Below are 23,106 nucleotides of genomic sequence, written 5' to 3' on the forward strand. Positions count from 1 at the left end.
TAGGCCACGTACACCGAGCACCACGCGATCAGCAGCGCGGCCGCCGCCAACAGTCCTGTGAAGACGTACTGCACGGCGCTCCCGCCAAATCTGCCGAACGGCGTAGTTGGACGACCTCACGACCTTAAGGGACCGGGATCCGGTTGGTGGCGACCGGCAGCTGTGTTGATGGTTCGCTCCGTCCGGGCACGGCGCTCCGGCCCCTTACTCGCTTCGCTCCCAAGGGACCTCCGCGCCGTGTCCTCCTCCGCTCACGTGCGCTACGGCGACCTCCGCTGCGGCCCAACCACGTTCGCTTCGCTCCGTGGCCGGGCCTCCGCGGAGGCGCGCCTCCGCGCCAGCTCGGGTGCGTCACGCTTGACCGTCGCGAGACCACAGCACGCACCTGCGGGGCCACGTCGCTTCGCTCGTGGGGTGGCCTTCGTGCCTGATCGGTACGGAAGGCGACCAGCCCCAGCCCAGAGTCCACGAGCGAAGCGACGTGATTCCCGCAAGGGTCTGGCCCCCGGATCGGGCCGGTCCTGGATTGGTTCCGTTCAAGCGAGAGGCGACCGAGCTGGCGCGGAGGCGCGCCTCCGCGGAGGCCCTCCTACGAGCGAAGCGACGTAGGGGGGCCGCAGCGGAGGTCGCCGCAGCGCACGTGAGCGGAGGAGGACGGCGCGCGGAGGTCCCGTGGGAGCGAAGCGAGTACGGGGCCGGAGCGCGCCGCCCGCACGGAGCGAACCAGAAACAACCTTCCACCCCGACCCCCGCCAAAACCATCTCGGCCGGGAGCGAGGCTCGTGCGGGCGTTGCTGGGAATTCCGGGGCGGCCGGCGGTCATTGTGGCTGTCGTGACAGGACTGTGGGCGCTGGTGGCGGCGGTCGTCGTCGCGACCGCGATCGGGGTGACCCTGCGTCGTCGGGACGGTCGCTTCCGGCCGGCGCGCGGCGCGCGGAACGGACGCCCCACGACCGCCCTCGGCGGCGCGGAGTACCAAGACGTGGCCTCGGACCCGGCCGGCTCGCCGGCTGAGGACCCGACGGCTGAGGACCCGCCGGTAACCGCCGCGACCATGACGCTTGCTGAGCCGCCGGTGGCGCCACCGACCGAGTCGCTCGCGGGCGAGCTCACGTCGCTCGGCCGGGAGGCCGGGGAGCGGGCCACGCTGTTGCAGTTCTCCACCGCGTTCTGCGCGCCTTGCCGAACGACCCGGACGGTACTTGCCGACGTGGCTCGGATCGTGCCGGGCGTGGCGCATGTCGAGGTCGACGCGGAGGACAACCTCGAGCTGGTGCGCCAGCTGGGGATCCGCCGGACGCCGACGGTGCTGGTGCTCGACGGTCATGCGCGGGAGATCAGCAGGGCGAGCGGCGCGCCGCCGAGCCGGGCGGCCGTGATCGCCGCGCTGGGCCCGGTCGCCACCGAGTCCGAACCCATGGAGCCGTAGTGGCGCGGCTGAGTCCAGCGCCTGCTCACCGGCCACTCGGCCCGTTCCGCCCCTGGACGCCGCGGGAGAACGGGCATCACCCCACCCCCGGGGGACAGCCACGGGACGGCCTCTGGAAAAATCACTCGATTCGGGCCACAACCGTTAACACCTGCGTGACGTTCGCTGCTAACGTGGCACCGTTATGTTCTCGACACACCTGATCAAGCGCCGCGCGGTGGACCTTTGCCGCGTGAGCAGCTGCTTGTGTCGACTTTCCTGATTGGGCACTAGCCCAGGCATGCCCGCGGCCCGCGGGTGCCCGCCAGACCGACGCCAAGGTTCCTGCTAGATCGGCGAAGCCGAACCGGCAGATCGGCGGTCTGGGGGCCAGCGGCCAGGCGGGCACCCGCCACAGCGACGGCAGACCCGGCCCTACCCGTCTCCGCCCCGCCTATCAGGAGAAGATCCCTGTGGTTGACCCCAGAGGTCTGCGGTTTGCCGCGACCATCACCACGGTCGTCCTGGCCGTCGCCCTGGTCACCGCCAATCCATGGGTGCTGCTGGCGCAGCTGGCTGTCTTCGCCGTCGGCGCACTGGGCGGCGTACGCCGCGCACCGTACGCGCTGGTCTTCCGGCGCCTGATCAGGCCGCGGCTGGGGCCTCCGGCCACCACCGAGGACCCTGCTCCGCCTCGGTTCGCCCAGGCCGTCGGGGCCGTCTTCGCCGCTGTCGGCGTCGTCGGGTTCCTGACCGGGCTCGACGTGCTGGGCTATGTGGCAACGGCCTTCGCCTTCGCCGCCGCCTTCCTGAACGCCGCCTTCGAGTTTTGCCTCGGTTGTCACCTTTATCTGTTCATCCGAACCACTACCGCGAGAGGAGCGCGCGCATGAGCCGCGAGCAGGCACTGGTCGACGCGACATGGGCCGAGGCGCACCTGACCGACCCGTCGGTCGTGTTCGTCGAGGTCGACGAGGACGTGTCCGCGTACGACAAGGGCCACATCCCGGGCGCCGTCCGGCTGGACTGGAAGTCCGAGCTGCAGGACCCGGTCATCCGTGACTTCGTCAACAAGGAGGCCTTCGAGGCCCTCCTGTCCGGCAAGGGCGTCTCGAACGACCAGACCGTCGTGCTCTACGGCGGGAACAACAACTGGTTCGCCGCGTACGCCTACTGGTACTTCAGCCTCTACGGGCACGCCGACGTCCGGCTGCTCAACGGCGGCCGCAAGAAGTGGGAGCTCGACAGCCGCGAGCTGACCACCGAGGTCGCGGGGCGGCCGGCGACCCAGTACAAGGCCAAGGAGGCGCGCACCGACATCCGCGCCTTCCGCGACGAGGTCATCGCCGCGATCGGCGAGAAGGCGCTCGTCGACGTGCGGTCGCCAGACGAGTTCTCCGGCAAGCTGCTCGCCCCGGCGCACCTGCCGCAGGAGCAGTCGCAGAAGGCCGGGCACATCCCGACCGCGAAGAACATCCCGTGGGCGAAGACCGCCAACGAGGACGGCACCTTCAAGAGCAACGACGAGCTCACCGCCCTCTACAACGAGGCGGGCGTCGACCTCTCCAAGGAGATCATCGCCTACTGCCGGATCGGTGAGCGTTCCGCGCACACCTGGTTCGCGCTGCACGAGCTGCTCGGCCTGCCGGGCGTGAAGAACTACGACGGCTCCTGGACCGAGTACGGGGCGCTGGTCGGCGTGCCGATCGAGAAGGGCGCCTGAGCATGTGCGGAGCCATCGCTGGCGGGCCGTCGACGGAAGGAATTGACGTGGCCAAGGAAACCGTGATCCAGGGGATCGTCGTCAAGGGCGGCGAGCCGGTGTCGTCCGGCTACGCGCGGCTGCTCGACGAGGGCGGCGACTTCACCGCCGAGGTTCCACTGTCCGCCACCGGCCAGTTCCGGTTCTTCGCCCGCCCGGGTACCTGGACCGTGCGCGCACTGGTGCCAGGCGGAAGCGGCGAGCAGAAAGTGTTCGCCCGTCAGGGCGAGCCGGTCGACGCCCAGGTCGAGATCTCGGCCTGAGGCGTGCGGCGTACGGGCGCTGAACGCGCCGCCCTGCCTCTCGGACGCTGAGCGTCCTCGTTGCGTGGTGCCCGGTACAGGTGTGTGGCGGTGGCCGGCCTGATTCCGGGCTGACGAGGTGGATCGGCTGGCGCTGCGCCAATGCGCCGTCGCCCCGGGTGGCCGGGTCTCACAGGCACGAAAGACGAAGGCGGTAGAGGGTGGACCCTCTACCGCCTTCGTCACGTTTCAGCTCTCCGCGGCCACCGGCGCGACGCGTCCGATCGAACAAAGATCCGCGAGAGCTCGCCTACGTGGGGCGGCGCGGAGTGGGGATCGAGGGCGGTCCGGGTGGGGCCGCGAGGACCATCGGGCGGACCGTGAAATGTCGCATCTCGTTGTCGACGGCGAACGTGGCGGCGGCCCCGCGGTCGGGAAAGGGCGCGACAACCTGCCGGACGTCCTGGCGTCCGGCGCCGTCGTACTGAATCACCGCGTACAGACTCTGCGCCTCGGACATCATATGATCATCTAACCTCATCCACGCAAAGTCACGGGATGGGCACCGAGTGTCCCCGTTGTGGTCCGTACCAGCATGACCAAGCCATCCATCAGCGGGTACGCCAACGCCCACCCGTTTGGTGGCAGCGTTTTGGCGCAGCACCAACGCAACCACCGCGGGAGGGCGCCCAGCGCCCGGCATGAGGCGAGCGCGCACAGCGCCCCGCCTCAACAGCGCTTTGGCGCAGCGCCAACGCAACCACCACACCGGCCCCCACGCCAGACCAGCCACCGCCATACACCTGTATCCGGAACCACGCGGGGAGGGCACCGAGTGTCCCCGTTGTGGTCCGTACCAGTGTGACCAAGCCATCCATCAGCGGCGGCGTACACCAACGCCCACCCGGTTGGTGCCAGCGCTTTGGCGCAGCGCCAACGCAACCACCACACCGGCCCCCACGCCAGACCAGCCACCGCCATACACCTGTATCCGGAACCACGCGGGGAGGGCGCCCTGGCGCCCGACATGAGGCAGGCGCGTATAGCGCCCTGCCTCAGTAGACGAGGGCCTGTACGCCGTCCTGCATGGCCTCGGCCACGAAGGTGGCGGCTCCCGCGATCCGGATCCCGTCGATCACGTCATCTGGGCCGATCGAACGGCGGGCCGCGCACTGCGTACACAGCGTTACCCGACCGGCCGTGAGCACCACCTCAAGGAGGTCGGGCAGCGGCGCCGCTTCCGGCAGGCTGAACTCGGCTGCCCGGCCCGGCAGCGCGAACCAGGCCGACTCACCGGTCAGCCACAGCGATACGTCCACGCCGCTGCTGGCCGCCACGGAGGCGACGGTGAACGCCTGTGAGCAGCGCTCCGGCGCATCCATCCCGGCGGTCACCTTGATGACGAGCGATCGACTCATGCGACCAGTTTCCACCGCCGTCGCCGCGGCCTAGGCCAAAGTCGCTCCCCCCGGAAGATCGGCTGGCGCCGATCTTCCGGGGACCCCTGCGGCGATGATGGCGGAGCCTCGCGTGGCCGGAGGCCGTCAGACAGGACCTACTAGCCCGCTGGCGACAGCGTCGTCGTGGTACCTGTCGGGATGGTCGTCGTGTCGAGGATGACGTGCTCGCCCGCGGCGCTGAAGCGCATGCGGTCGGGCAGAACATCGACGGCTGTCAGTTTCAGGTTGAAGGGCAGCCCCTCGACCGGGATCCTGACGGTCAGCAGCTTGATGATCTGGTCGTGCCACTCGGGTGGGAGCACCGACGTGACGCTCTGAGCCAGTTCCCTCGGGGTGATGGTGAAGGCGGCTGGCTCCACGCCGATGCTCGCCGTGCCCTCCACCGGGTAGTCCGTTCCGAACACGTTCGCCGTGCCGCCGATCCGGATCGCCGAACCTGCCGGGGCGACCGTCAGCTTCATGCCCTGAGCGGCCAGGTAGGCGTTGAGGTCGGTGTAGGTCACCTCCACGTCGGCGTCGAGGCTGTCGACCGGGATCTTTTTGACGTTGCCGCCGATGATGTCGGACAGCGGGATGTGCACGCCGTCCAGATGCGAACGCACCCGGTCGACCCGCAGGCCGTTCTGGACGCTGCCGCGCACGTCGATGTCGATGTCCCGGTAGTCGCCACGCACGACCTGGGGCAGGAAGAGCACGCCGCCGATGGACACCGACGGTTTGGTTGGCAGGTTCTGGCTGCGTTGCGCCTCGGTCGCTATCTGGCCGGAGACCACCCGGGCCGCGACCCTGTCCCCGATGAACAACAGCACCAGCAGAACGACAACGACGCCAACTGTGATCCGGATTGCCCGACTGCCCACCGGATTATCCTTACAGATGCCGTCCGACCAGATAGATGAGCGGTGCCGCGATGGTCAGCGGAGCTACCGCCGCGAGCAACGCCGTCGCAACCGGCCTGGCCGAGATCGGGCCGACGCGGACCCCGCCCGACAGCAGCGGCGCGACTGGTGAGCGCAGGTCGCCAAGTGCTCCGCGGCCGGCCCGCCACGCCCGCACGCCCACGCTCCCAGACGCCGCGCCCGCCCGCGCGGCCGGAACCGGTCGCGTCCCGTCCGCCGGCGGAACCGCCGCGCCCGCCGACGGACGGGACGCGGCTGCTGGCGAGGAGGCGCTGGCGCGCGCGATCAGTACGCCCATCACCGCCGCGGCGAGCGCACCGGCCGCCGCGAGCAGCGCGCCCGAGCCAGCCGACAGCTCATCCACGTATGCGCCGTAGACCGCGCCCATACCCGTACCAGCGGCAAGGCCAAGCCCGGCGGCCACCAGCGTCCCGGCACCCAGCAGGCCGGTCAGCCAGGCGACGAGCACGGCCCCGCCGGCTCCGGCCAGCCCGACGGCGACGAGAAGGTCACCCGGCGCGGCCGACTCCGGCTGAGCCCGCAACGCGAGCAGTCCGGCGAGAAACGCCACAAGGGTGCCGCCGCCGAGCGCGGCGGCGAGCTCACCCGTCACCCGAGCCGGCGTCGGCGTCGGCGTCGGCGTCGGCGTCGGCGTCGGCGTCGGCGTCGGCGGAGCAGACGTGCCCGACGCGGTCGATGCCGTCCGCGTCGTCGGCGCCAAGCCCTCCGGTGAGGCCGGTTGCGTCGCGGCGGGCACGGCACCGACGCGGTGGCGGCGGACCAGCTGGTAGACGATCACCACGGCGATCCCGGCGCCCACGACACCCGCGAGGCTGCCGAGGTCGTGCCGCGCCGCGCCGAGCACCGCGCCGTCAGCGGTCAGTGCCGCCGCGGTAAGCAGCAGCACCGTCGGCCGGGAGGCGCGCAGCACGACAACCCAGGCCCAGCCGAACGCCAGTTGTTCGGCGAGCAGCACGGCGGCCAGCGCCGGGGTACCGGCCATGGCGGCCGCGGCCGGGAGGGCAGCGGCCAGTGCCGCGCCGAGCAGCGCGGCCGTCACCCACCATCCGCCGGCGCGGGCGGCCCGGCCCCCGGCCGGCAAGGCCGACGACTCCGGGAACGATGGGTCTGGTGAAGGCTCGGCGCCCGCCGATCCGGCGGGCGCGCAGGTCCGTGGATCGCGGGCACGCACCCCCTCATGCTGTCACGTCACCAGCTGGCCGCCTGCTCGACATCCTCTATCGATCATCGATGGTCCGGGGCCGGCCCCGGACCGCCTGCCAGGACGCTTGTTTTGAGCCAGGTCTGGACGCGGACGCCACCAGGCAGCCCGGCAAGCCCGTTCACCGAGAACCAGTACCGAAAAGATCGGCCGGGCCGGTTCAGCCGCTGATCAGCCGCCGGCGAAGGGCGGGAGTGCCTCCACGACGCTGCCGGGGCGCAGCGCCAGCGTGGCCGGGTCTCGCCGGCCCGCGGGCTTCTCGTCGATGAGGAACGAGCACCGGGTCAGCACGTCGGCGAGCCGCTGGCCGTGCCGGCCGACGGCGGCCTCGATCACCGCGGCCAGCGTGTCGGCCGTCAGGCGCTCCTCGGTCACCCCGGCCGCATCACGCGCGGCGGCCCAATACCGGACAGTAACTTCCGTCACATCCGACAAGTAGCCCATCACCCTTCCGCAGCCGGAGCACTTCGGCACCACTCGACGTAACCCCGCCACAGGGTGGCGCACTTCCCATGCGGCGGCCTCACGGAGCGCGGAGGCCGGCGCCGCGCCTCGGCGCATCGCGTCTCGCCATCCGCGAGGTTCGTCTCGCTCAGGGCCCGCCTGGACCGTCCAGCACGACCCGGCGCGCGGCGGCAGGGCTGGGCGGCGACCCGGGCCCGTGGCCGATATATTTCACTGACGTTTCCCACACGTTATCCATGCTGAACATGGAGTCATGCCGGTGGCCGTCCAGGAGGTACGGGAGATACCTCCCGATCCGGTCGACGAGTCCCGGCACCACACCCGTCTCCGCGTGTCCGAAACCAGGGACGATCCAGAGCCTGGCCCGCGGACCGGCGGCCGCGGCGAGCGCCCGCGGATGATCCAGAGTGAAGTACCCGTCCAGGTCGCCATGCACGATCAGCAGCGGTGTCGGGGCCACCTGGCCGATCAGGTCGACTGGCGCCGGCGGACGCTCGGAGGGGAGCTCCGGCCAGGGCCGCGATGGGATACGCACCCCGAAAACGGTCCTCGCCATCAACCGCCCGGTCCGTGTCTCGGCCATCCAGAGGATGCGCCGAAGCGGAGCGGTGTCGCGCACGAACCACCGGCTGGTCGCGCTGACCGTGACCACCGCGTCCGGACGATTGCGCAGCCGGTGTCCGTGAACGGGAGTTTCCTCACTCGCGAGCGCCGCGTGCCGGACCACCGCGGCACCGCCCATCGACCAGCCGACGGTCACGACCCGCTCGTGCCCGAGCCGCCTGGCCTCACCGACGGCCGCGTCGACGTCGAGGACCTCACGGTCGCCGAACGTGCACGTACCCGTCGACCTTCCGTGGCCGCGCGTCTCGACCATGACCACGCTTGCGTGCCACCGCAGGCCCTCCGCCACGGACCGTACAGCCGGCCGGCGGATCGTCCCGGAGAAGCCCGGAACCAGCACGACCGCGGGCGGCGGGATGACGGACCCCACCAAAGAGCCGTGATCAAGAAAGGCAGTGGCCAGGATCTCAGCATCGGCCGTCGGAAGAAGCCGGTAGACGGTGGGAGCGCGGTGGAACACTCCGCTATCCTCCTCACGTACCGGTGTGCGTTTCATGCCCATGACGGTCGTGAGACGCCGGGGTTCGACTTGTGCCTTCTGAGGCCAAGTGCGGGCCACTCGGCACTACCTGGGTCGACGCTGCCCCACCACCATCCGCCTCGCATGGAGGAGTCGTCTTGAGCGTCGTCCTTTTGCTCACCAACGCGCCCGGTCCGTCCGCCGAGTCGTTCCCGTCACTCGGACTACTCACTCATACCGTGCGCGTCGCCCCGCTGGAGGCCAGCGCCCTGCTCGACGCCCCGCCGGTCGACGTCATCGCTGTCGACGGCCGTCGCGAGCTCGTCATCGCCCGTGGCCTGTGCCGCCTGCTGCGCACCACCGGCCTGACCACCCCGCTGCTCGCCCTGGTCACCGAGGGCGGCCTGGCCGCCGTGTCGGCGGACTGGGGAGTCGACGACGTGGTACTCGACACGGCGGGCCCGGCGGAGGTCGAGGCCCGGCTGCGGCTCGCGATCGGCCGGGTGGCCGCCGCCGGCGGTACCGCGGAGGCCGGTGTCATCCGCTCGGGCGACCTCTCCGTGGACGAGACGACCTACTCGGCGAAGCTGCGTGGCCGGCCCCTCGAGCTCACCTTCAAGGAGTTCGAGCTGCTCAAGTACCTCGCCCAGCACCCGGGCCGGGTCTTCACCCGGGCCCAGCTGCTGCAGGAGGTCTGGGGCTACGACTACTACGGCGGCACCCGCACGGTGGATGTCCACGTCCGCCGGCTGCGCGCCAAGCTGGGTGCCGAGCACGAGTCGATGATCGGTACCGTGCGCCACGTCGGTTACAAGTTCGTCGCCCCGCCGATCACCCCGCTGCCCGACTCGAACGGCGCCGGGCGCCTCGAGCGCGATGAGATCCGCACCCCCGAGCGCGTCTAGGCGCTAAGCCTGACCTCCCAGATCGCCGACCTCCCAGATCGGCTCCCAGACCTCCCCGATCGCTTACCTCCCAGATCTGCTTCGCAGATCCGGCAGGGACCCTGTCGCCAATCGGGCAGGGACCCTGGATCCGGCAGGACCCTGTCGCCGATCCGGCAGGGACCCTGCTCCCCACCGTGGTACCGGGCACAGGCTCATGGCGGTGGTTCACCTGGTTGCGGGTTGACGACATGGGTGCGCTGGCACCAGCGCAGAGGCGCGGTTCCCTACCATGGCCGGATTGCATGGACCGCTCACCAACAGACGTCACATGACGACCGCGCGGGCTCGACGCTTCGCGCCCGCGCGGTCGTCCTGGGGCGAGTGCTCGGCGGGTGCGTCTCGCCATTGGGGTGGCTACCGTCTGCCTGTGACGTCTTTGGGCTGGTCGGACAGTTTGACGGTGGCCGAATCCGACGGGGTGAAATCGGTCGTCGCGGCCGCGCATGCCGCCGACGGCGTCGGACCGGTCTCCGATGACGTCGCCCTGACGGTCAGGCCGGGGTCGAGCCCGGCGCCAGGCCGGTTCCACCTGCTCGCGGCCGACCCGGACCCGGCCTCGCCGGAGAGCGACGTGGCCGGGTATGCGCACCTCGCCCATGCGGGGGGTGGCGCGTGGGAGGCGGAGCTGGTCGTCCGCCCGGACCTGCGGCGCCGGGGAGTCGGGTCCGCCCTCGTCGACGCCCTCGTCCAACGGGTGGCCAGCGAGTCACCGGCCGAGGTTGCCGCCGCCGCGAGTCCGGCGACGCTGGACATCTGGGCACACGGCGACTCGGCGGCCGCGGCCGCGCTCGCCGCGCGCGGGGGGTTCGAGCGTGGCCGGGTGCTGCTGCAGCTACGCCGTCCGCTAGTCGCCGACGCGGGGTCCGCGGGCGAGGAGCTACCCGAGCCGACGTGGCCCGCGGACGTGACCGTGAGGTGTTTCGAACCAGGCCGCGACGAGCGGGCCTGGCTCGCGCTCAACGCCCGCGCGTTCGCCAGCCACCCAGAGCAGGGCCGCTGGACCGAGCAGGACCTGCTGCCGCGCGAAGCGGAGCCGTGGTTCGATCCGGCGGGCTTCTTCCTGGCCGAGCGGGACGGTGAGCTGGTCGGTTTCCACTGGACGAAGGTGCACGCCGAGGACCCGACACCGCCCGACGGCCGGGCCGGGCCGGGCCGGGCACTTCCGATCGGAGAGGTCTATGTCGTCGGAGTCGACCCCTCCCGCGCGGGTGGGGGACTGGGCCGCGCCCTGACCCTGGCTGGACTGCGCCACCTGCGCAACCGTGGCCTCACGACGGTGATGCTCTACACCGACGAGGACAACGCCCGCGCGGTGCGGATGTATGAGCGTCTCGGCTTCACCCGTCACGCCGTTGACGCGCAGTACCGCCGGCACGTCGCCGTCGGCCGGCCCGGTCACTGACACGGCCGGCTGACACGCCAGCCGCGCGTCGGCGGCGCCTGCCGCCACGTCGCGGGCCCTGTCGCTCGGAGCCCACCACCGGCCACGACGTTATGCCGATCAGGCATCTACCGGGATCGAGCTCCCGTACGGGCTCGGGCCCCCGTGCCGGTCACTCGCCACGGGTGGCGGTGCGCGGCGCGGCAGCGGCCGCCGACGCCGTCGGCGGCTCGCCCACCCCGCCCTCGACGTCGAGCACGGTGGTCAGGTTCGTCACGTGCAGCAGACGTCGAGCCGTGTCGTTGAGGTTGCGCAGGATCAGTCGACCACCGCTGGAACGCTGCCGTCGGTGGGCGTAAAGGATGACAGCAAGGCCCTGCGAGTCCAGGAACCCCACATCGGTGAAGTCGACGACGATCTCCCTGACACCCGCCATCCGGGCGTCCACGAGGGCTTCTCGCAGCGGATCTAGGCAGGAGTAATCGACGTCTCCCTCGGGCCAGATCACGATTGCATGCGGACCCGTAACTTCGACACGCAGTCTCATGATCATTGCTCCCGCCTCGGTTTCCGTCCGGGTCGTCCCCGGTCGGACATACGGCCTTGTCCAGGCGGCGCGGGGAGCGACCGGAACAGCCTCGCGTCGCGCACGCCCCGAGCGGGCGTGATCCAGCTCCCCACCGTCGTCAGCCCATCTCCAGGCAACAGCGCCGACTTAGCCGACGACGGAACGGCGAAACCACCGGCCCGGGTCACCGTAGTCGTGACGGTGATCGGGCTCAGACACTTCGATCGGGTGACGTAGCGGGACGCAAGGCCCGTCAACCATGCAGCGTCGTACCCGTCTCGACTGAGCTCACACCCCGTCAGCGGAGTTCACCCATCGTTTTGACGCTGGGTGCACGACAGCGGACCACCCGTCGATCCTCCGTGCCCCGCTGTTCGTCTGGCCAGACGCGGCCGGCCGCGCGAAAAGCTCCCCGCCGCACGGGGTGGGATCGGGCAGGCGGGGATGCGATCTTTGGGCCATGCGTGATGAACAGGCCCTTATCCCCCGGCCGGGCGCCCTCACGGAGCCGCTCACCCTCGTGAGCGAGCTCGACGGGAGCGTCGTCACGGTCGGCACCCAGCCAGGCATCGACGACGGCACCCACGTCATCGTCATGCGGCTGCAGTCGTCATTGCTGGACGTCCTGAACGCGGTGTACCTGATGCCGGTGGAGGCTCAACGGCTGGCGGACTCGTTGTCGTCCGCCGCCGCGATGGCCGTCGCCGGCACGGCCGCGCACGCGGACCGTGTCCTGGCCCGCCTCCCGGACGAGGATCCATGCCCGCACGACCTCGTCGACGCCGAGCCGGCAGGCATGGAAGTCGGCGCGGTGGACGGGGACGACGTCGCTCCCGACGGGAACATCAAGATGGACGGCATGGCCGCGATGCACACGGTCACGGCCAGCGAAGGGGCGAGCGCCGCCCAGCTGCGCGACGCGCTCGGCACCCTGCCGCCGTCCGCGGAGCTGGTCGACTTCGGTGCCGACGCCGACGTCGTCCTGGTCTTCGTGGCCACGCCGCGTTCGAGCCCATAGCGAACCCACGGGATCCCGGGGACCCGCGGACCCGCGGACCCGGAAAGAGATCGGCAGAAGAGTCTCTATGCGGGGGCGGCGGATCCGCTACCGGGCCCCGCCTGGCTCGAGGCGAGCCGGGCGTCGAGCTCCGCGCGGTCGTCGACCCAGTACGGCCCCTCGTCCTCCACGACATCCGCCATGATCACGTGGTGGCGGCCGGCGTGCCCGGTGGGGAGCAGGCAGGTCAGCCCGTCCGCCCGGCAGCTCGAGATCACGACGGTCTTCGGCATCGTCCAGAGCAGCCACACCTCGTCATCGCCCCAGCCCTGCAGCACGGCCGTATGGCTGCCCTCGTGACCGGCCTCCAGCGCGCAGGTCACCTCGTCAGGCACCTCGTAGGCGGCACCAGGCACGTCGCCCAGCCGCTGCACGATCTCCTCCGGCACCCGCTGCCACTCGCCGCAGGCACCGTCGTCCACGGTCTCACCCATGTCCCGGCTCCCTTGCCCTTCCCGGAGACCTCCGTCGGCCCGGCCGCGCGGTCCCCGCAACCCCGATACCCAGCACCGCCGACCCACTCGACGCACAGATATAAGCACGCGGGGTCGGGAGACCTGGACACCGGGTCGAAACACTCCGTATGGATAAAGTCACCCATTGAACACAAGAGGGAGTTTTCGACCGCCAGCGCGCCAGATTCCGGGTCTCCCAGATCGGCGACGGGGTTCCTGCCGGATCCGGGGTCCCTGCCCGATTGGCGACAGGGTCCCTGCCGGATCTGCGAAGCAGATCTGGGAGGTAAGCGATCGGGCAGGTCTGGGAACCGATCTGGGAGGTCGGCCGGGAGGTCAGCAAGCCTGGACGTCCGCGATCCGCCCGTCACGTCATGAGGCGGCCGATGGGCATCCGACTGGCCTAGCCCCGGTCCGTCGGCTGGGTGGCAACGATGGTGATGCCGAGGGCGGCGGCAAGCGACGGTGCCAGGCCCATGAGGTCGCCAACGCCGATCTCGGCACCGGCGAGGCCACTCGCGCCCGCCACCCGGTCGAACCGGCAGTCGGCGAAGCGGGCCGCGGCGACGGTCGCGCCGGTGAAGTCGACGCCGGTCAGGTCGCAGCGGACGAACTCGACATGGTCGAGCCGGGCTCGGGTCAGGTCCAGGCCGGACAGGTCACAGCCCTCGAACCGAGAGCGGTGCAGCCGGCAGAACCGCAGGGTCAGGCCGTCCGCGCGTACGTCGGTCAGCCGCGCGTCGCGGATCTCGCCGTCCACCCAGACGGCTCCCGAGAGCCGGCCGCCGTCGACCGTCACTCTGGTCGCCGCGCCGCCGTCGACGATGGTTCCGGCGAGCGCGACATCCCGTAGCGCGACGTCCCGCAGGGTCACGCCGGCAAGCTGGCCGCCGACCACCCGCAGCGTGGCCAGCCGGACGCCGACCAGCCGGACGTCGCGTCCGGCACCGGCGCCCGCCTCGGCGAGCAGCTCCGCCAGTTCGACGAGTTCCGCCGGCCCCCGGCCGCCGTCGATCGGCCGGGCTGGCTCAGCCGGCAGGTCGGGTGCCACCGGACTCCAGGGGTCGCTACGTCGCCGCGTGGTCGCCATGGCCTCAGCATCCAGGACGCTTCCGACGCTTTTCGGCCTGGCCTCCGCCGCGCGGCTCAGCCGCGGATCACGTCGATGAGGCTCAGGATCGCCAGGATCACGAAGGCAGCCGCCGCGATCCTGGTGATGACCTTGACCGGAACGATCCGCAGCAGGCCGCGCCCACCGGCGATCGCGATCGCCGCCACCGACCACAACGCGAGCAACGCTCCGAGCCAGACTGTCACCGGTGAGTCGAACCGGGCGGCCAGGTTCGCCGTGGAAATCTGGGTCAGGTCACCCATCTCGGCCACGAAGATGACGGTGAACGAGGTCGCGGCCACCCGCCAGAACCCGCGGGATACGGCGCTTTCCCGCTCCTCGGGCGCGACCTCGAGGTCACTGGGCGCTGGTTCGCTGGCCGACGGGCGAGTCGCGCCCGCGCCAGCCGCCGCGGTCGGCCCACCCGCGGCGCCGGACGCGCGGACGCCCGCCGGCATCGCCGTGGGCGCGCCCGGCGCGACGGTGCCAGCCGCGACGCTCTCACGGATCTCGTCGCGTTCGTGGGTCTCGCGGGTCGTATCGGTCTCGCCCGTCTCGTCGCGGCCCTCGCGGTAGACGAGCACGGCGCCGATGGCGAACAGGACCAGCGCGATCGCGTCGACGACGCGGTGTGGCAGCAGCGTGAGCACGCTGCCGGCGGCGACGGCCAGCGTGACATGCACGAGGAAGGCGGCGGCCACCCCTGCCCAGACGTAGAGAGGCCGGTAGCGGCTGCCCATCACGAGGCTCGCGACCATGGTCTTGTCGGGCAGCTCGGCGAGAAAAATGATGCCGAAGGTAACGAACGCGGCGGTAAGGCTCACGACCTGGCCCCTCTTCTCGGGCCGGGCCGGGGGCGCGAGTCCCTTCGACCCGGCATGCAAACCGGATCGAAGGTCTCGTCCACCCGGTCGACCGCAAGATCGACCAGGCCCGGCCGCCGGGCCTGCGCCGCTGGGTTTCGACCGATCAAGATCGGCCTGACGCGCGACGCCGCCAGTATGTCGACGGCCGGGCTGTCCAGCACATCAGCGCCAGACAGCAGGGCTACTCCCCTTCAATGACTAGTTTACCGGAGAACGGAACCAACGCTCCGCATCCGCGCTTCCGTGGCTCCGCCGCCGCCGAGTACGGGCCCGCCGCGATCGCCCGGCAGCCTCACTCGCCGCACTCGGAACCGGTGGTCTCAGCGGTCGCGGGTGAGGGTTCACGCCAACGCCGGCCACACCACAAGAGCGACACCACAAGCTCGACGTGAGCCACTCTCGCTGACACCCCGAAGTCATGTGGTCACACATTTGCCATCGGAGGTGTGGATTCTGGCCGCCACGTTGCGTCACCGGACGGCACGGCAGTCCGCCCAGGGCGTGGTGGCCTGCGACAGAGCCACCGGTCCGGCTGGAGATCTTGCTCTGGCATCCTGTGCCGGTTCGACCAGAACCGGCTGTCAGGGACCACAGGCCGCTGTGACATCATCGCCCGGCCGAGTCTGCGCGAATGCCGCACCGCTGCGCAGCGAGAGGCGTACAGCTCGTTGTCGAGGAGGGGCGCATGGCTTCCAAGAAACAAGTCAAGGCATACGCCGACCAGGCGAGGTCGACCCTGCGCAAGGCAGTACAGCAGACCGGCTTCGACGTCGTCCGTCGCCGTCCCGGGATCGACTCCGCCGGCATGGATGCCCTGGCGATCGCGACCATCCGCGAGACCTCGCCCTACACGATGACCGACCCGACGAAGGTGTTCGGCCTCATCCAGGCCGTCCGTTACCTGGTGACGAACAAGATCCCCGGTAACATCGTCGAGTGCGGCGTGTGGGCCGGCGGCTCGTCGATGGCGGCTGCGCGCACGCTGCTGCAGCTCGGCGACACCTCGCGTCACCTCTACCTGTTCGACACCTTCGAAGGCATGACGCCACCGACCGGCGCCGACATCGCCCCGGATGGGCAGACCGCCGAGCACCTGCTCGCGAACTCCGACCCGGACGACCCGGCGTCGGCCTGGTCGATCGTGCCGCTGGAGAAGGTCAAGGAGAACGTCGCGCGGATCGGCTACCCCGCCGACAAGATCCACTTTGTCAAGGGCATGGTCGAGGAGACGGTGCCGGGCGGGGCCCCGGAGCAGATCGCGCTGCTGCGCCTGGACACCGACTGGTTCGAGTCGACCCGGCACGAGATGGAGCACCTGTTCCCGCGGATCAGCCCGAGCGGGGTTCTGATCATCGACGACTACGGCTGGTGGAAGGGCTCCCAGCAGGCCGTCGACGCCTACATCGCGAACCACCAGATCCCGCTGCTGCTCACCCGCCTCGGCCCGGAGGGCGGCGCGATCGGCGTGGTCCCAGCCACTGGCGCGCTCCCCACGCTGACGAAGCCGGCCCCGTCGTCCGTCGGCGCCCGGGCCTCCTGACGCCGCGCACCGGCCCTGTCCTCGCCGCGGAGACAAGAACAGGGCCGGTCTGGCGACGCCGTAGCGACGCAGCGCAAACCAGCCACAGCTGGTGACGGCGCCTCAGCGCTGGAGCCAACCAGCCACGTCGTCAGCCGGAATATAGGTCAGCCACCGTCATATGCCGCGAGCCGGAACCAGGTTGCGAGGGCGCCCAGCGCCCGAGGGCCGCGCCCGGTGCCGGGCGCGGAGCGTCCGGCACGGGACGGCCTCAGGTGAACAGGCTGCGGCCCCAGTAGTCGCCGCCGGTGGCGGCAACGCCGGGCGGGACGGCGAAGATCGCGCTGCCCGTGTGCTCGATGTACTCGTTGAGCGCATCCGAGCTCGCCAGCCGGGTCTGGATCGGGATGAACTGCTTGCGCGGGTCCCTTTGGAAGGCGATGAAGAACAGGCCGGCGTCCAGGTGGCCGAGGCCATCGCTGCCATCGGTGAACGAGTAGCCGCGGCGCAGGATCGCATGGCCGCCGTTGGTGTCCGGCGAGGCCAGGCGGATGTGCGCGTCCGCCGGGATGACCAGCTCGCCGTCCGCCGTGCGGCCCTTGAGGTCCACGGCGTCGAACTCGCCGGTGTGGCCGAACGGCGCGCCGACGACCTTGGTGCGACCGAAGGTGGTCTCCTGCTCGGCGAGTGAGGTGCGGTCCCAGCGCTCGATGAGCATCTGGATCCGACGGGTCACCATGTACGACCCGCCGGCCATCCATGCGCCGGCGCTCTTCTCGTCGCTGGGGGCGACCCAGACGTGCTCGTCGACTTTGGCCGGCTGCTCGACGTGGATGTTGTTCGTGCCGTCCTTGAACCCCATCAGGTTGCGCGGCGTCGCCTGGCTGGAGCTGGTCGACGCCGTGCGGCCGAACCCGAGCTGGGACCAGCGGACCGCGACGACGCCCCGGCCGATCCGGGCCAGGTTGCGCACGGCGTGCACGGCGATCTGCGGGTCGTCGGCGCAGGCCTGGACGGCGAGGTCCCCGCCGCAGCGCGCCGGGTCGAGCGCGTCGAATGAGAAGGCGGGCAGGTCGACCAGCGCGGCCGGCCGGCGGCTCGCGAGCCCGAACCGGTCGACGCCGTCGGCCGTGGTGAACAGGGTCGGCCCGACGCCGAAGGTCAGGGTGAGGTGGCCGGAGGCTAGCCCTTCGGCCTCGCCGGTGTCGTCGGGCGGCGCGTCCTGGGCGCCAGCGACGCCGTCGCCGACCGCCTTACCCGCGGCCATGGCGGCCGCGGCCGCCGTCCATTCCTTGAGTACCTCGACCAGATCGGCGCGGCTGTCGGTGACCACGTCGAACGCGGCGAAGTGCAGCCGGTCCTGCGCCGGGGTGACGATCCCTGCCTGGTGGGCGCCGTGGAACTCGACAAGCTGCTTCCCCGAGGCGGGGACGGCCTCGGTCCCTCCGTTCTTGTCGTCCGAGCAGGCGGCCAGGCCACCGGCGGTGGCGGCGCCTGCGGCCGCCACTCCAGCCAGCCCGAACAGCCCTCGCCGCGACACCCGTGTCCCAGCCACGTTCTTTACCTCTGCTTCCTGTTCCTGCGTCCTCCCGGACGGTGGCACCGCCCGATTTCCGATTAGTGATCCTGGGGACAACGGCCGCCGGGTGTGCGAAGGAAGATCATTTTCGCACACCCTTTGGCCCTCTAGGCCGCCAGACGGCGCCTTTGTTACGACTGGCCAGGAAACGCGGTTGGCCGGACCGGCCGGGTGCCCACTGGCGGGGCCGGCCCGGCCGCCCCCGCTAGGCCGCGACCGCCCCGGTCAGCTTGGACAGCGGCTCGGCCAAGCCGTCGACCTTGTCGGACAGTGCTCGGACCTGGGTGTCGCTCAGCGAGGTGTAGTCCACGTAGCCGTCGCCCGACTTGTACGGCTCCAGCGCCTTCTCGACATCGGTCAGGCGGGCGTCGATGGTCTTGGCCAGCTCCGGGTCGGTGTCCTTCAGAACCGGCAGCAGCGGCTCGTACGCGGCCCGGGCACCCTCGACGTTGGCGGCGAAGTCGATCAGGTCGGTGTGCGAGTACCGCTCCTCCTCGCCGGTGACCTTGCTGGTGGCGACTTCGTTGAGCAGCTCGGCCGCGCCGTTGCCGAGCTGGCTCGGGGTGAGCTTCACGTCGGTGACCAACGTCTGCAGCTTCTTCACGTCGGCGAGCAGCTTGTCGGCGACGACCGGGTCGGACGTCTTGCCGTTGACCCAGAGGTCCCTCTCGATCACGTGGAAGCCGGTCCACTCGTCGTCCGGGACATCGCCCTCCCGGGCATCGATCGCCGGGTCGAGGTCGCCGAAGCTCTCCGCGACCGGCTCGATCCGCTCGTAGAAGACCCGGGCCGGTGCGTAGAGACGCTTGGCCGCCTCGACGTCGCCGCTCTTGACCGCCGCGGCGAACGTCTCAGTGGCGGTGACCAGCTGACCGGTCTGGCCCTCCACGTAGACGCGGTACTCGCCGACGGCCTCGTACAGCCGCGGGTCGTAGGCGGCGCCCGGGGCGGACGCACCGGGCGCGGCGATGGTGAGCTTCGAGGTCACGCCGTCACCAGTGGTACTGGTCGGCCGACAGCGCAGGGTGTAGTCGCCCTCGGCCAGGTCGACGGTCAGGTTGCGCGACGTCCCCGGGCCGACGTTCTCCACCTCGCCGACGGCTTGGCCGTTCGCGCCGATGAAGTAGAGCTCGATCGCCTTGCCGGTGGTGTTCGAGACCTTGAAGGTGTGGGTGCCCGCGGACAGGGCCGGCCCGGAGTAGGCGCATGTGTCGTCGCCGGCGGTGACCACCGAGGCGCCGGCCGCGGTGCCGGCCGCGGTGCCGTCCGAGCCGCCGTTCAGCGCGAAACCGATCGCGCCGCCAGCCAAGAGCAGGCCCACGACCGAGACGCTCAGGACCGGGACCGCCGTGAGCGTCCTGCGCCAACCCATGACCTCGTCCTCCTTGGGAGCTGCTTCCTCGCCGCTGTCGGCGGGCTTGCTGGTGTCGTTGTTGCCGGCGGGCGCCGGGATGTCGCGGTGCTGGCCGCTGGGCGAGTCGGTGCTCTGGGTCGGGATGGCGGCCTCGGCGGTCGGGATGGCGGCGTCGGCGGCCGGGGCGGCGTCTATCCGGGTCGTGTCCGGCCCGGCCGGAACCGCGCCTGCCCCGGCTCCCGCCGCGGCCGTGGCGGGAGCCGGGGCGGCCGCCGGCTCGGGGGACCTGAACAGGTAGCGGTAGCAGACGTAGATCGCCATGACCGGGACGAGGTAGCCGAGCCAGACGCCCAGCTGCGCCCACGACCACACCGGGCTGATGTTGAAGATGCCCTTGAGCAGCGCGCCGTACCAGCTGCTTTCCGAGATGTGGTCGGAGAGGTCGAACGCGAGCGCCTCGTGGCCCGGCAGCAGGTCGGCCTCCTGCAGGTCACCGACGCCGTAGGCGGCGACACCGGCGGCGACGACGATCAGCGCACCACCCGTCCAGGTGAAGAACCTGCCGAGGTTGAACGTGAGCACGCGGTTGTAGAGCAGGTAGCCGAGCAGGATGGCGATCAGGATGCCGACGAGCGCGCCCAGCATCGGGCCGACGGTCGAGCCGTTCGTCGAGTCGATCGTCGCCCACAGGAACAGCGCCGTCTCCAGGCCCTCGCGGGCGACCGCGAGAAACGCGGTGAAGACGACGGCGCCCGCACCGACAGACAGTGCGGCGTCCATCTTGCCGCGCAGTTCGCCGGACAGGTTGCGCGCCGTCTTACGCATCCAGAAGACCATCCAGGTCACCAGCACGACGGCGACCAGCGACAGGATCCCGCCCAGTCCCTCCTGCGCCTTGGTCGACAGGTTCGCGGAGGTGAACGTGAGCGCGGCACCGAAAGCCAGGCTGAGCGCGACCGCCGCCCCAACCCCGAAGGAGAGGTGCGCCATCCGGTCACGTCGATCAATCTTGACCAGGTAGGCGGCAAGGATGCTGACGATCAGCGTTGCCTCAAGCCCTTCACGCAACCCGATCAGTAGGTTCGGAACGAAGTTGTCCACGCACTCTCCACTGGGCCCAGGTCCCATCCAGTTAGGACCACCTAACTTAAGGCAGGCCGACCTAACTTAGGACCGCCTAAGGCTCAGACGCAAGGGTCCTCCGAACGAGTGCCCACGAACACCTCGGCCAAGGCTCACAACAGCTCGACCAGCGCAGGAACGAAAGGCGCGCGGGCGTCCCGCACCCCCACCTCCAGGCGAAGATCACCCCTGCCGGCAGTTCGCGGTCGCGCCCCGCCAGGACAGTCGGAACTCACCGCCGACACGCGACCCGAACAGGGCGCCCACAGCGTTGCCCTCATCGAACACATGTGCGACTGTTGGGCTCGTGGAAGTGCGGATCGTGATCGACGGCCAGACCTTCGAGCTGCCGGCCGACACCGACCCGGATGAACTTCGCACGCGCGTCGCCCAAGCGGTCTTCCGCTGCGAGGTCGAGCAGTTATACCTGGCCGACGGCTACACGATGCTCGTCAACTGGCGCTCCGTCCGCACCATCCAGATCCGCACCGGCCCGGCCTCGCCCAATCACCCCGACACCGGCACCGCGACCGCACCGACCGGCGAGCCGCCGGTCCCCTAAGACGGACCACGGTCGTGTGGTGGCCGGGGCGGGACCTACGGCCACCTTCCCCCGCACGGCCGTGGTCCCCACCCGCACGCCGACGCCGCGGGCGGCAAGGCCGAGACCCGTCCCGCGCCTGATCGACTGCTACGCACAACCCAGCCACCGATGGTGACGGCGCATCGGCGCATCACCAACGCACCCACCACCCCGGCCCCAGTCCACGCCAGCCCCGGCTACACACGCCAACCCCGAGATCAGGCTGGGAGGGCGCCCTGCGCCCGACAGGCGGCGCCCGGCGCCGGGCGCGAAGCGTCCGGCGCGGGACCGCCCCAGCCGCCGCCGCCCGGGGTGTGGACCGTGACCACGGCCCCGGCGGGCAGGGGCCGGCTGGCCTTGGGCGGGAGCGGGTCGCCGTCGACGTCGGCGCGGCCGACGCCGCCGGGGCCGCCGCCGGCCGCGCCCTGCGGGGCATGGCGACGCCGATCGGCCAGCACCGACAGGGTCGCCGGCTCCAGCACCCGGATCGAACGGACCAGACCGGCGCCACCGGGGTGCAGCCCGGCGCCGGCCGTCGCCTCGTCGAGCTCGTAGCGCTCCACCCGCATCGGGTACTCGAGCTCGAGCGCCTCGATCGGGGTATTGAGCGTGTTCGTCATCCCGACGTGCACCCCGGACGCGCCCGGCCCGCGCGCGGAGCCCCCAGCCCCGCCCGCCAGCGTCTCGTAGTACGTCCAGCCGTCGCCGCCGATCACCAGGTTGTTCATCGTCCCCTGGCCCTGCGCGGGCAGGACCGGCAGCGTCGCCGGTTCCTCTCCCGTCTCGGTCGCCGCCGCCGCGACCGCAGCGGCGCCCGCGGCGGCGGCGACCGCCTGGCCCAGGGCGGCGAGCACGGTGTCGGCGATCCGCTGTGACGTCTCGACGTTGCCGGCGACGACGGCCGACGGGCGACGGGCGTCGACCAGCGAGCCGGGCTCGGTGACGACGGTGAGCGGCGCGTACGTGCCGTCGTTCGCCGGCACGTCGTCGGGCAGCAGCACCCGCAATGCGAAGCAGCAGGCCGAGCGGGTCACCGCGCGCGGGCAGTTGACGTTGCCCCGCACGGCCGGCGAGGTACCGGTGAAGTCCACCGTGAGACCGTCCCCGGCGATCGTCACCGCGACCCGCAACGGGATGTCGACGTCGTCCGCGCCGTCGCCCTCCAACTCGCTGGCCGCCTCGTACCGGCCGTCCGGCAGCAGCGCGACCAGCGACCGGCTGCGCCGCTCGCCATAGCGCAGCACCTCGGCGAAGGCGGTGAGCACGGTCGCCACCCCATGGCGCGCCGCGAGCTCGGTCAGGCGGATGCCGGCGAGCCGGTTCGCGGCCGCCTGTGCGCGCAGATCGCCGCGGCGCAGGTCGGGGGTGCGCGAGTTCGCGCAGATCAGGTCGAGGATGTCGTCCTGCCACCGGCCCGCCCGGACCAGGCGGACCGGCGGGATGATCAGCCCCTCGGCGAAGATCTCGCGCGAGTCGGCCGGCATCGAGCCAGGTCGCATGCCGCCCATGTCGGAGTGGTGCGCCCTCGTGGCCGCGTAGCCGACGATCTCGCCGCCCGGTTCCTCCGCGGCGGTGCCCGGCGGGCCGCCGAAGGAGGCGCGATCATCGTCCTCGCGTGCGCCTCCGGAGGCACCTGGCGGGATGGTCAGGGGGCTGACGAGCGTGACGTCCGGCAGGTGGTTGCCACCGGTGAACGGGTCGTTGAGCACCCACACGTCGCCGGGTGCCGCGCCGCGCTCGGCGACCACCCGCACCGACTCGTAGAGCGCCCCCAGGTGCACCGGCACGTGCGCCGCCTGCGCGACCATCCGGCCGTCCGCGTCGAACAGCGCGGCCGAGCAGTCCCGCCGCTCCTTGATGTTCGACGAGTACGCGCTGCGGACCAGCAGCGTCCCCATCTCCTCGGCGATCCCGGCGAGCCCGCTCGCGAGCACCGACAAGGTCACCGGGTCCAGCCCGGCCGGCACCGCCTCCATGTCTCCCAGCGTGGCACCTCCCCGTCCGGCGGAGGCTGTGGGGGC

General features: G+C 71.2%; 23 protein-coding genes. 10 read left to right on the plus strand and 13 right to left on the minus strand.

The features are described 5' to 3' along the window. Positions 1 to 833 precede the first annotated feature (833 nt). From BCD48_RS53800 to BCD48_RS18035, 5 genes are all read left to right on the plus strand, one after another. Positions 834 to 1,430, plus strand: coding sequence for a thioredoxin family protein (locus BCD48_RS53800; RefSeq protein WP_083418825.1), 597 nt, complete (start codon positions 834 to 836; stop codon positions 1,428 to 1,430). Between the two features lie 184 nt (positions 1,431 to 1,614). Then, positions 1,615 to 1,692 (plus strand): Ms5788A family Cys-rich leader peptide, encoded by a 78-nt coding sequence (locus BCD48_RS56700; protein ID WP_397428671.1) that lies wholly within the window; start codon positions 1,615 to 1,617, stop codon positions 1,690 to 1,692. A 190-nt stretch (positions 1,693 to 1,882) separates the two neighbouring features. Continuing rightward, the gene (locus BCD48_RS18025; protein WP_071049597.1) at positions 1,883 to 2,302 is read left to right on the plus strand and encodes a DUF4395 domain-containing protein; all 420 of its coding nucleotides are present in this window, start codon (positions 1,883 to 1,885) and stop codon (positions 2,300 to 2,302) included. Further along, positions 2,299 to 3,132, plus strand: coding sequence for a sulfurtransferase (locus tag BCD48_RS18030; RefSeq protein WP_071049598.1), 834 nt, complete (start codon positions 2,299 to 2,301; stop codon positions 3,130 to 3,132). The genes BCD48_RS18025 and BCD48_RS18030 overlap by 4 nt, the downstream gene beginning before the upstream one ends. Positions 3,133 to 3,134: 2 nt before the next feature. Beyond that, entirely contained in the window at positions 3,135 to 3,434 is a 300-nt protein-coding gene (locus BCD48_RS18035) for a DUF1416 domain-containing protein (protein ID WP_071049599.1), read from the plus strand. Between the two features lie 289 nt (positions 3,435 to 3,723). Here BCD48_RS18035 and BCD48_RS18040 read toward each other — a convergent pair whose 3' ends face one another. From BCD48_RS18040 to BCD48_RS18065, 6 genes are all read right to left on the minus strand, one after another. Next, entirely contained in the window at positions 3,724 to 3,936 is a 213-nt protein-coding gene (locus tag BCD48_RS18040; protein ID WP_071049600.1) for a hypothetical protein, read from the minus strand. A 532-nt stretch (positions 3,937 to 4,468) separates the two neighbouring features. Further along, the gene (locus BCD48_RS18045; protein ID WP_071049601.1) at positions 4,469 to 4,831 is read right to left on the minus strand and encodes a DsrE family protein; all 363 of its coding nucleotides are present in this window, start codon (positions 4,829 to 4,831) and stop codon (positions 4,469 to 4,471) included. Positions 4,832 to 4,971: 140 nt separating this feature from the next. Next, positions 4,972 to 5,733, minus strand: a complete 762-nt coding sequence (locus BCD48_RS18050) for an LmeA family phospholipid-binding protein (protein ID WP_083418826.1) — start codon at positions 5,731 to 5,733, stop codon at positions 4,972 to 4,974. Between the two features lie 10 nt (positions 5,734 to 5,743). Next, entirely contained in the window at positions 5,744 to 6,832 is a 1,089-nt protein-coding gene (locus BCD48_RS18055; protein ID WP_071049603.1) for a hypothetical protein, read from the minus strand. Between the two features lie 333 nt (positions 6,833 to 7,165). Next, on the minus strand, positions 7,166 to 7,555 hold the full coding sequence (locus BCD48_RS18060) for a MoaD/ThiS family protein (protein ID WP_491677144.1): 390 nt from the start codon (positions 7,553 to 7,555) through the stop codon (positions 7,166 to 7,168). 31 nt (positions 7,556 to 7,586) lie between these two features. Beyond that, entirely contained in the window at positions 7,587 to 8,543 is a 957-nt protein-coding gene (locus BCD48_RS18065; protein WP_083418827.1) for an alpha/beta hydrolase, read from the minus strand. Positions 8,544 to 8,701: 158 nt separating this feature from the next. Between BCD48_RS18065 and BCD48_RS18070 the strand changes: the two genes are divergently transcribed. Together BCD48_RS18070 and mshD are read left to right on the plus strand one after the other, a co-directional pair. Beyond that, positions 8,702 to 9,448 (plus strand): winged helix-turn-helix transcriptional regulator, encoded by a 747-nt coding sequence (locus tag BCD48_RS18070; RefSeq protein ID WP_071049605.1) that lies wholly within the window; start codon positions 8,702 to 8,704, stop codon positions 9,446 to 9,448. A 409-nt stretch (positions 9,449 to 9,857) separates the two neighbouring features. Continuing rightward, positions 9,858 to 10,892 carry a mycothiol synthase gene (mshD, locus tag BCD48_RS18075; protein WP_071049606.1) on the plus strand — a complete coding sequence of 345 codons (1,035 nt, stop codon included), beginning with the start codon at positions 9,858 to 9,860 and terminating at the stop codon, positions 10,890 to 10,892. 151 nt (positions 10,893 to 11,043) lie between these two features. On the opposite strand, the gene BCD48_RS18080 is transcribed toward mshD, so the two are convergent. Next, positions 11,044 to 11,424, minus strand: coding sequence for an STAS domain-containing protein (locus BCD48_RS18080; RefSeq protein ID WP_071049607.1), 381 nt, complete (start codon positions 11,422 to 11,424; stop codon positions 11,044 to 11,046). A 475-nt stretch (positions 11,425 to 11,899) separates the two neighbouring features. Between BCD48_RS18080 and BCD48_RS18085 the strand changes: the two genes are divergently transcribed. Then, complete coding sequence (locus BCD48_RS18085; RefSeq protein WP_071049608.1) at positions 11,900 to 12,457, plus strand: hypothetical protein; 558 nt, start codon at positions 11,900 to 11,902, stop codon at positions 12,455 to 12,457. A 65-nt stretch (positions 12,458 to 12,522) separates the two neighbouring features. Here BCD48_RS18085 and BCD48_RS18090 read toward each other — a convergent pair whose 3' ends face one another. The 3 genes from BCD48_RS18090 to BCD48_RS18100 all read right to left on the minus strand — a co-directional run bounded on the left by BCD48_RS18090 (position 12,523) and on the right by BCD48_RS18100 (position 14,886). After that, complete coding sequence (locus BCD48_RS18090; RefSeq protein WP_071049609.1) at positions 12,523 to 12,930, minus strand: hypothetical protein; 408 nt, start codon at positions 12,928 to 12,930, stop codon at positions 12,523 to 12,525. Between the two features lie 424 nt (positions 12,931 to 13,354). After that, a complete protein-coding gene (locus BCD48_RS18095) occupies positions 13,355 to 14,002 on the minus strand; it encodes a pentapeptide repeat-containing protein (RefSeq protein WP_241841823.1) in 648 nt (215 codons plus the stop codon). Positions 14,003 to 14,097: 95 nt separating this feature from the next. Then, positions 14,098 to 14,886, minus strand: coding sequence for a TMEM165/GDT1 family protein (locus BCD48_RS18100; RefSeq protein ID WP_071049611.1), 789 nt, complete (start codon positions 14,884 to 14,886; stop codon positions 14,098 to 14,100). Positions 14,887 to 15,613: 727 nt separating this feature from the next. On the opposite strand from BCD48_RS18100, the gene BCD48_RS18105 reads away from it, so the two are divergent. Beyond that, positions 15,614 to 16,468, plus strand: a complete 855-nt coding sequence (locus BCD48_RS18105; protein WP_071049612.1) for a TylF/MycF/NovP-related O-methyltransferase — start codon at positions 15,614 to 15,616, stop codon at positions 16,466 to 16,468. Positions 16,469 to 16,718: 250 nt separating this feature from the next. On the opposite strand, the gene efeB is transcribed toward BCD48_RS18105, so the two are convergent. Together efeB and efeO are read right to left on the minus strand one after the other, a co-directional pair. Further along, the gene (gene efeB / locus BCD48_RS18110; RefSeq protein WP_071049613.1) at positions 16,719 to 18,002 is read right to left on the minus strand and encodes an iron uptake transporter deferrochelatase/peroxidase subunit; all 1,284 of its coding nucleotides are present in this window, start codon (positions 18,000 to 18,002) and stop codon (positions 16,719 to 16,721) included. Positions 18,003 to 18,231: 229 nt separating this feature from the next. After that, entirely contained in the window at positions 18,232 to 20,481 is a 2,250-nt protein-coding gene (gene efeO / locus BCD48_RS49260; protein WP_241841824.1) for an iron uptake system protein EfeO, read from the minus strand. Between the two features lie 328 nt (positions 20,482 to 20,809). On the opposite strand from efeO, the gene BCD48_RS18120 reads away from it, so the two are divergent. Beyond that, on the plus strand, positions 20,810 to 21,064 hold the full coding sequence (locus tag BCD48_RS18120) for a hypothetical protein (RefSeq protein ID WP_071049614.1): 255 nt from the start codon (positions 20,810 to 20,812) through the stop codon (positions 21,062 to 21,064). Between the two features lie 239 nt (positions 21,065 to 21,303). Here BCD48_RS18120 and BCD48_RS18125 read toward each other — a convergent pair whose 3' ends face one another. Then, complete coding sequence (locus BCD48_RS18125) at positions 21,304 to 23,061, minus strand: hydantoinase B/oxoprolinase family protein (protein WP_241841825.1); 1,758 nt, start codon at positions 23,059 to 23,061, stop codon at positions 21,304 to 21,306. Between the last annotated feature and the right edge of the window lie 45 nt (positions 23,062 to 23,106).

The organism is Pseudofrankia coriaricola, from assembly GCF_001854805.1.
In the GTDB taxonomy this organism is placed as follows: Bacteria; Actinomycetota; Actinomycetes; order Frankiales; family Frankiaceae; genus Pseudofrankia.

What these genes read in the sequence shown, in the direction of transcription:
- BCD48_RS56700 (WP_397428671.1), top strand. Translation starts at nt 1,615, where the DNA reads ATGTTCTCGACACACCTGATCAAGCGCCGCGCGGTGGACCTTTGCCGC.
- BCD48_RS18030 (WP_071049598.1), top strand. Translation starts at nt 2,299, where the DNA reads ATGAGCCGCGAGCAGGCACTGGTCGACGCGACATGGGCCGAGGCGCAC.
- BCD48_RS18035 (WP_071049599.1), top strand. Translation starts at nt 3,135, where the DNA reads ATGTGCGGAGCCATCGCTGGCGGGCCGTCGACGGAAGGAATTGACGTG.
- BCD48_RS18040 (WP_071049600.1), bottom strand. Translation starts at nt 3,936, where the DNA reads ATGATGTCCGAGGCGCAGAGTCTGTACGCGGTGATTCAGTACGACGGC.
- BCD48_RS18045 (WP_071049601.1), bottom strand. Translation starts at nt 4,831, where the DNA reads ATGAGTCGATCGCTCGTCATCAAGGTGACCGCCGGGATGGATGCGCCG.
- BCD48_RS18060 (WP_491677144.1), bottom strand. Translation starts at nt 7,555, where the DNA reads ATGCGCCGAGGCGCGGCGCCGGCCTCCGCGCTCCGTGAGGCCGCCGCA.
- BCD48_RS18080 (WP_071049607.1), bottom strand. Translation starts at nt 11,424, where the DNA reads ATGATCATGAGACTGCGTGTCGAAGTTACGGGTCCGCATGCAATCGTG.
- BCD48_RS18085 (WP_071049608.1), top strand. Translation starts at nt 11,900, where the DNA reads ATGCGTGATGAACAGGCCCTTATCCCCCGGCCGGGCGCCCTCACGGAG.
- BCD48_RS18090 (WP_071049609.1), bottom strand. Translation starts at nt 12,930, where the DNA reads ATGGGTGAGACCGTGGACGACGGTGCCTGCGGCGAGTGGCAGCGGGTG.
- BCD48_RS18105 (WP_071049612.1), top strand. Translation starts at nt 15,614, where the DNA reads ATGGCTTCCAAGAAACAAGTCAAGGCATACGCCGACCAGGCGAGGTCG.
- BCD48_RS18125 (WP_241841825.1), bottom strand. Translation starts at nt 23,061, where the DNA reads ATGGAGGCGGTGCCGGCCGGGCTGGACCCGGTGACCTTGTCGGTGCTC.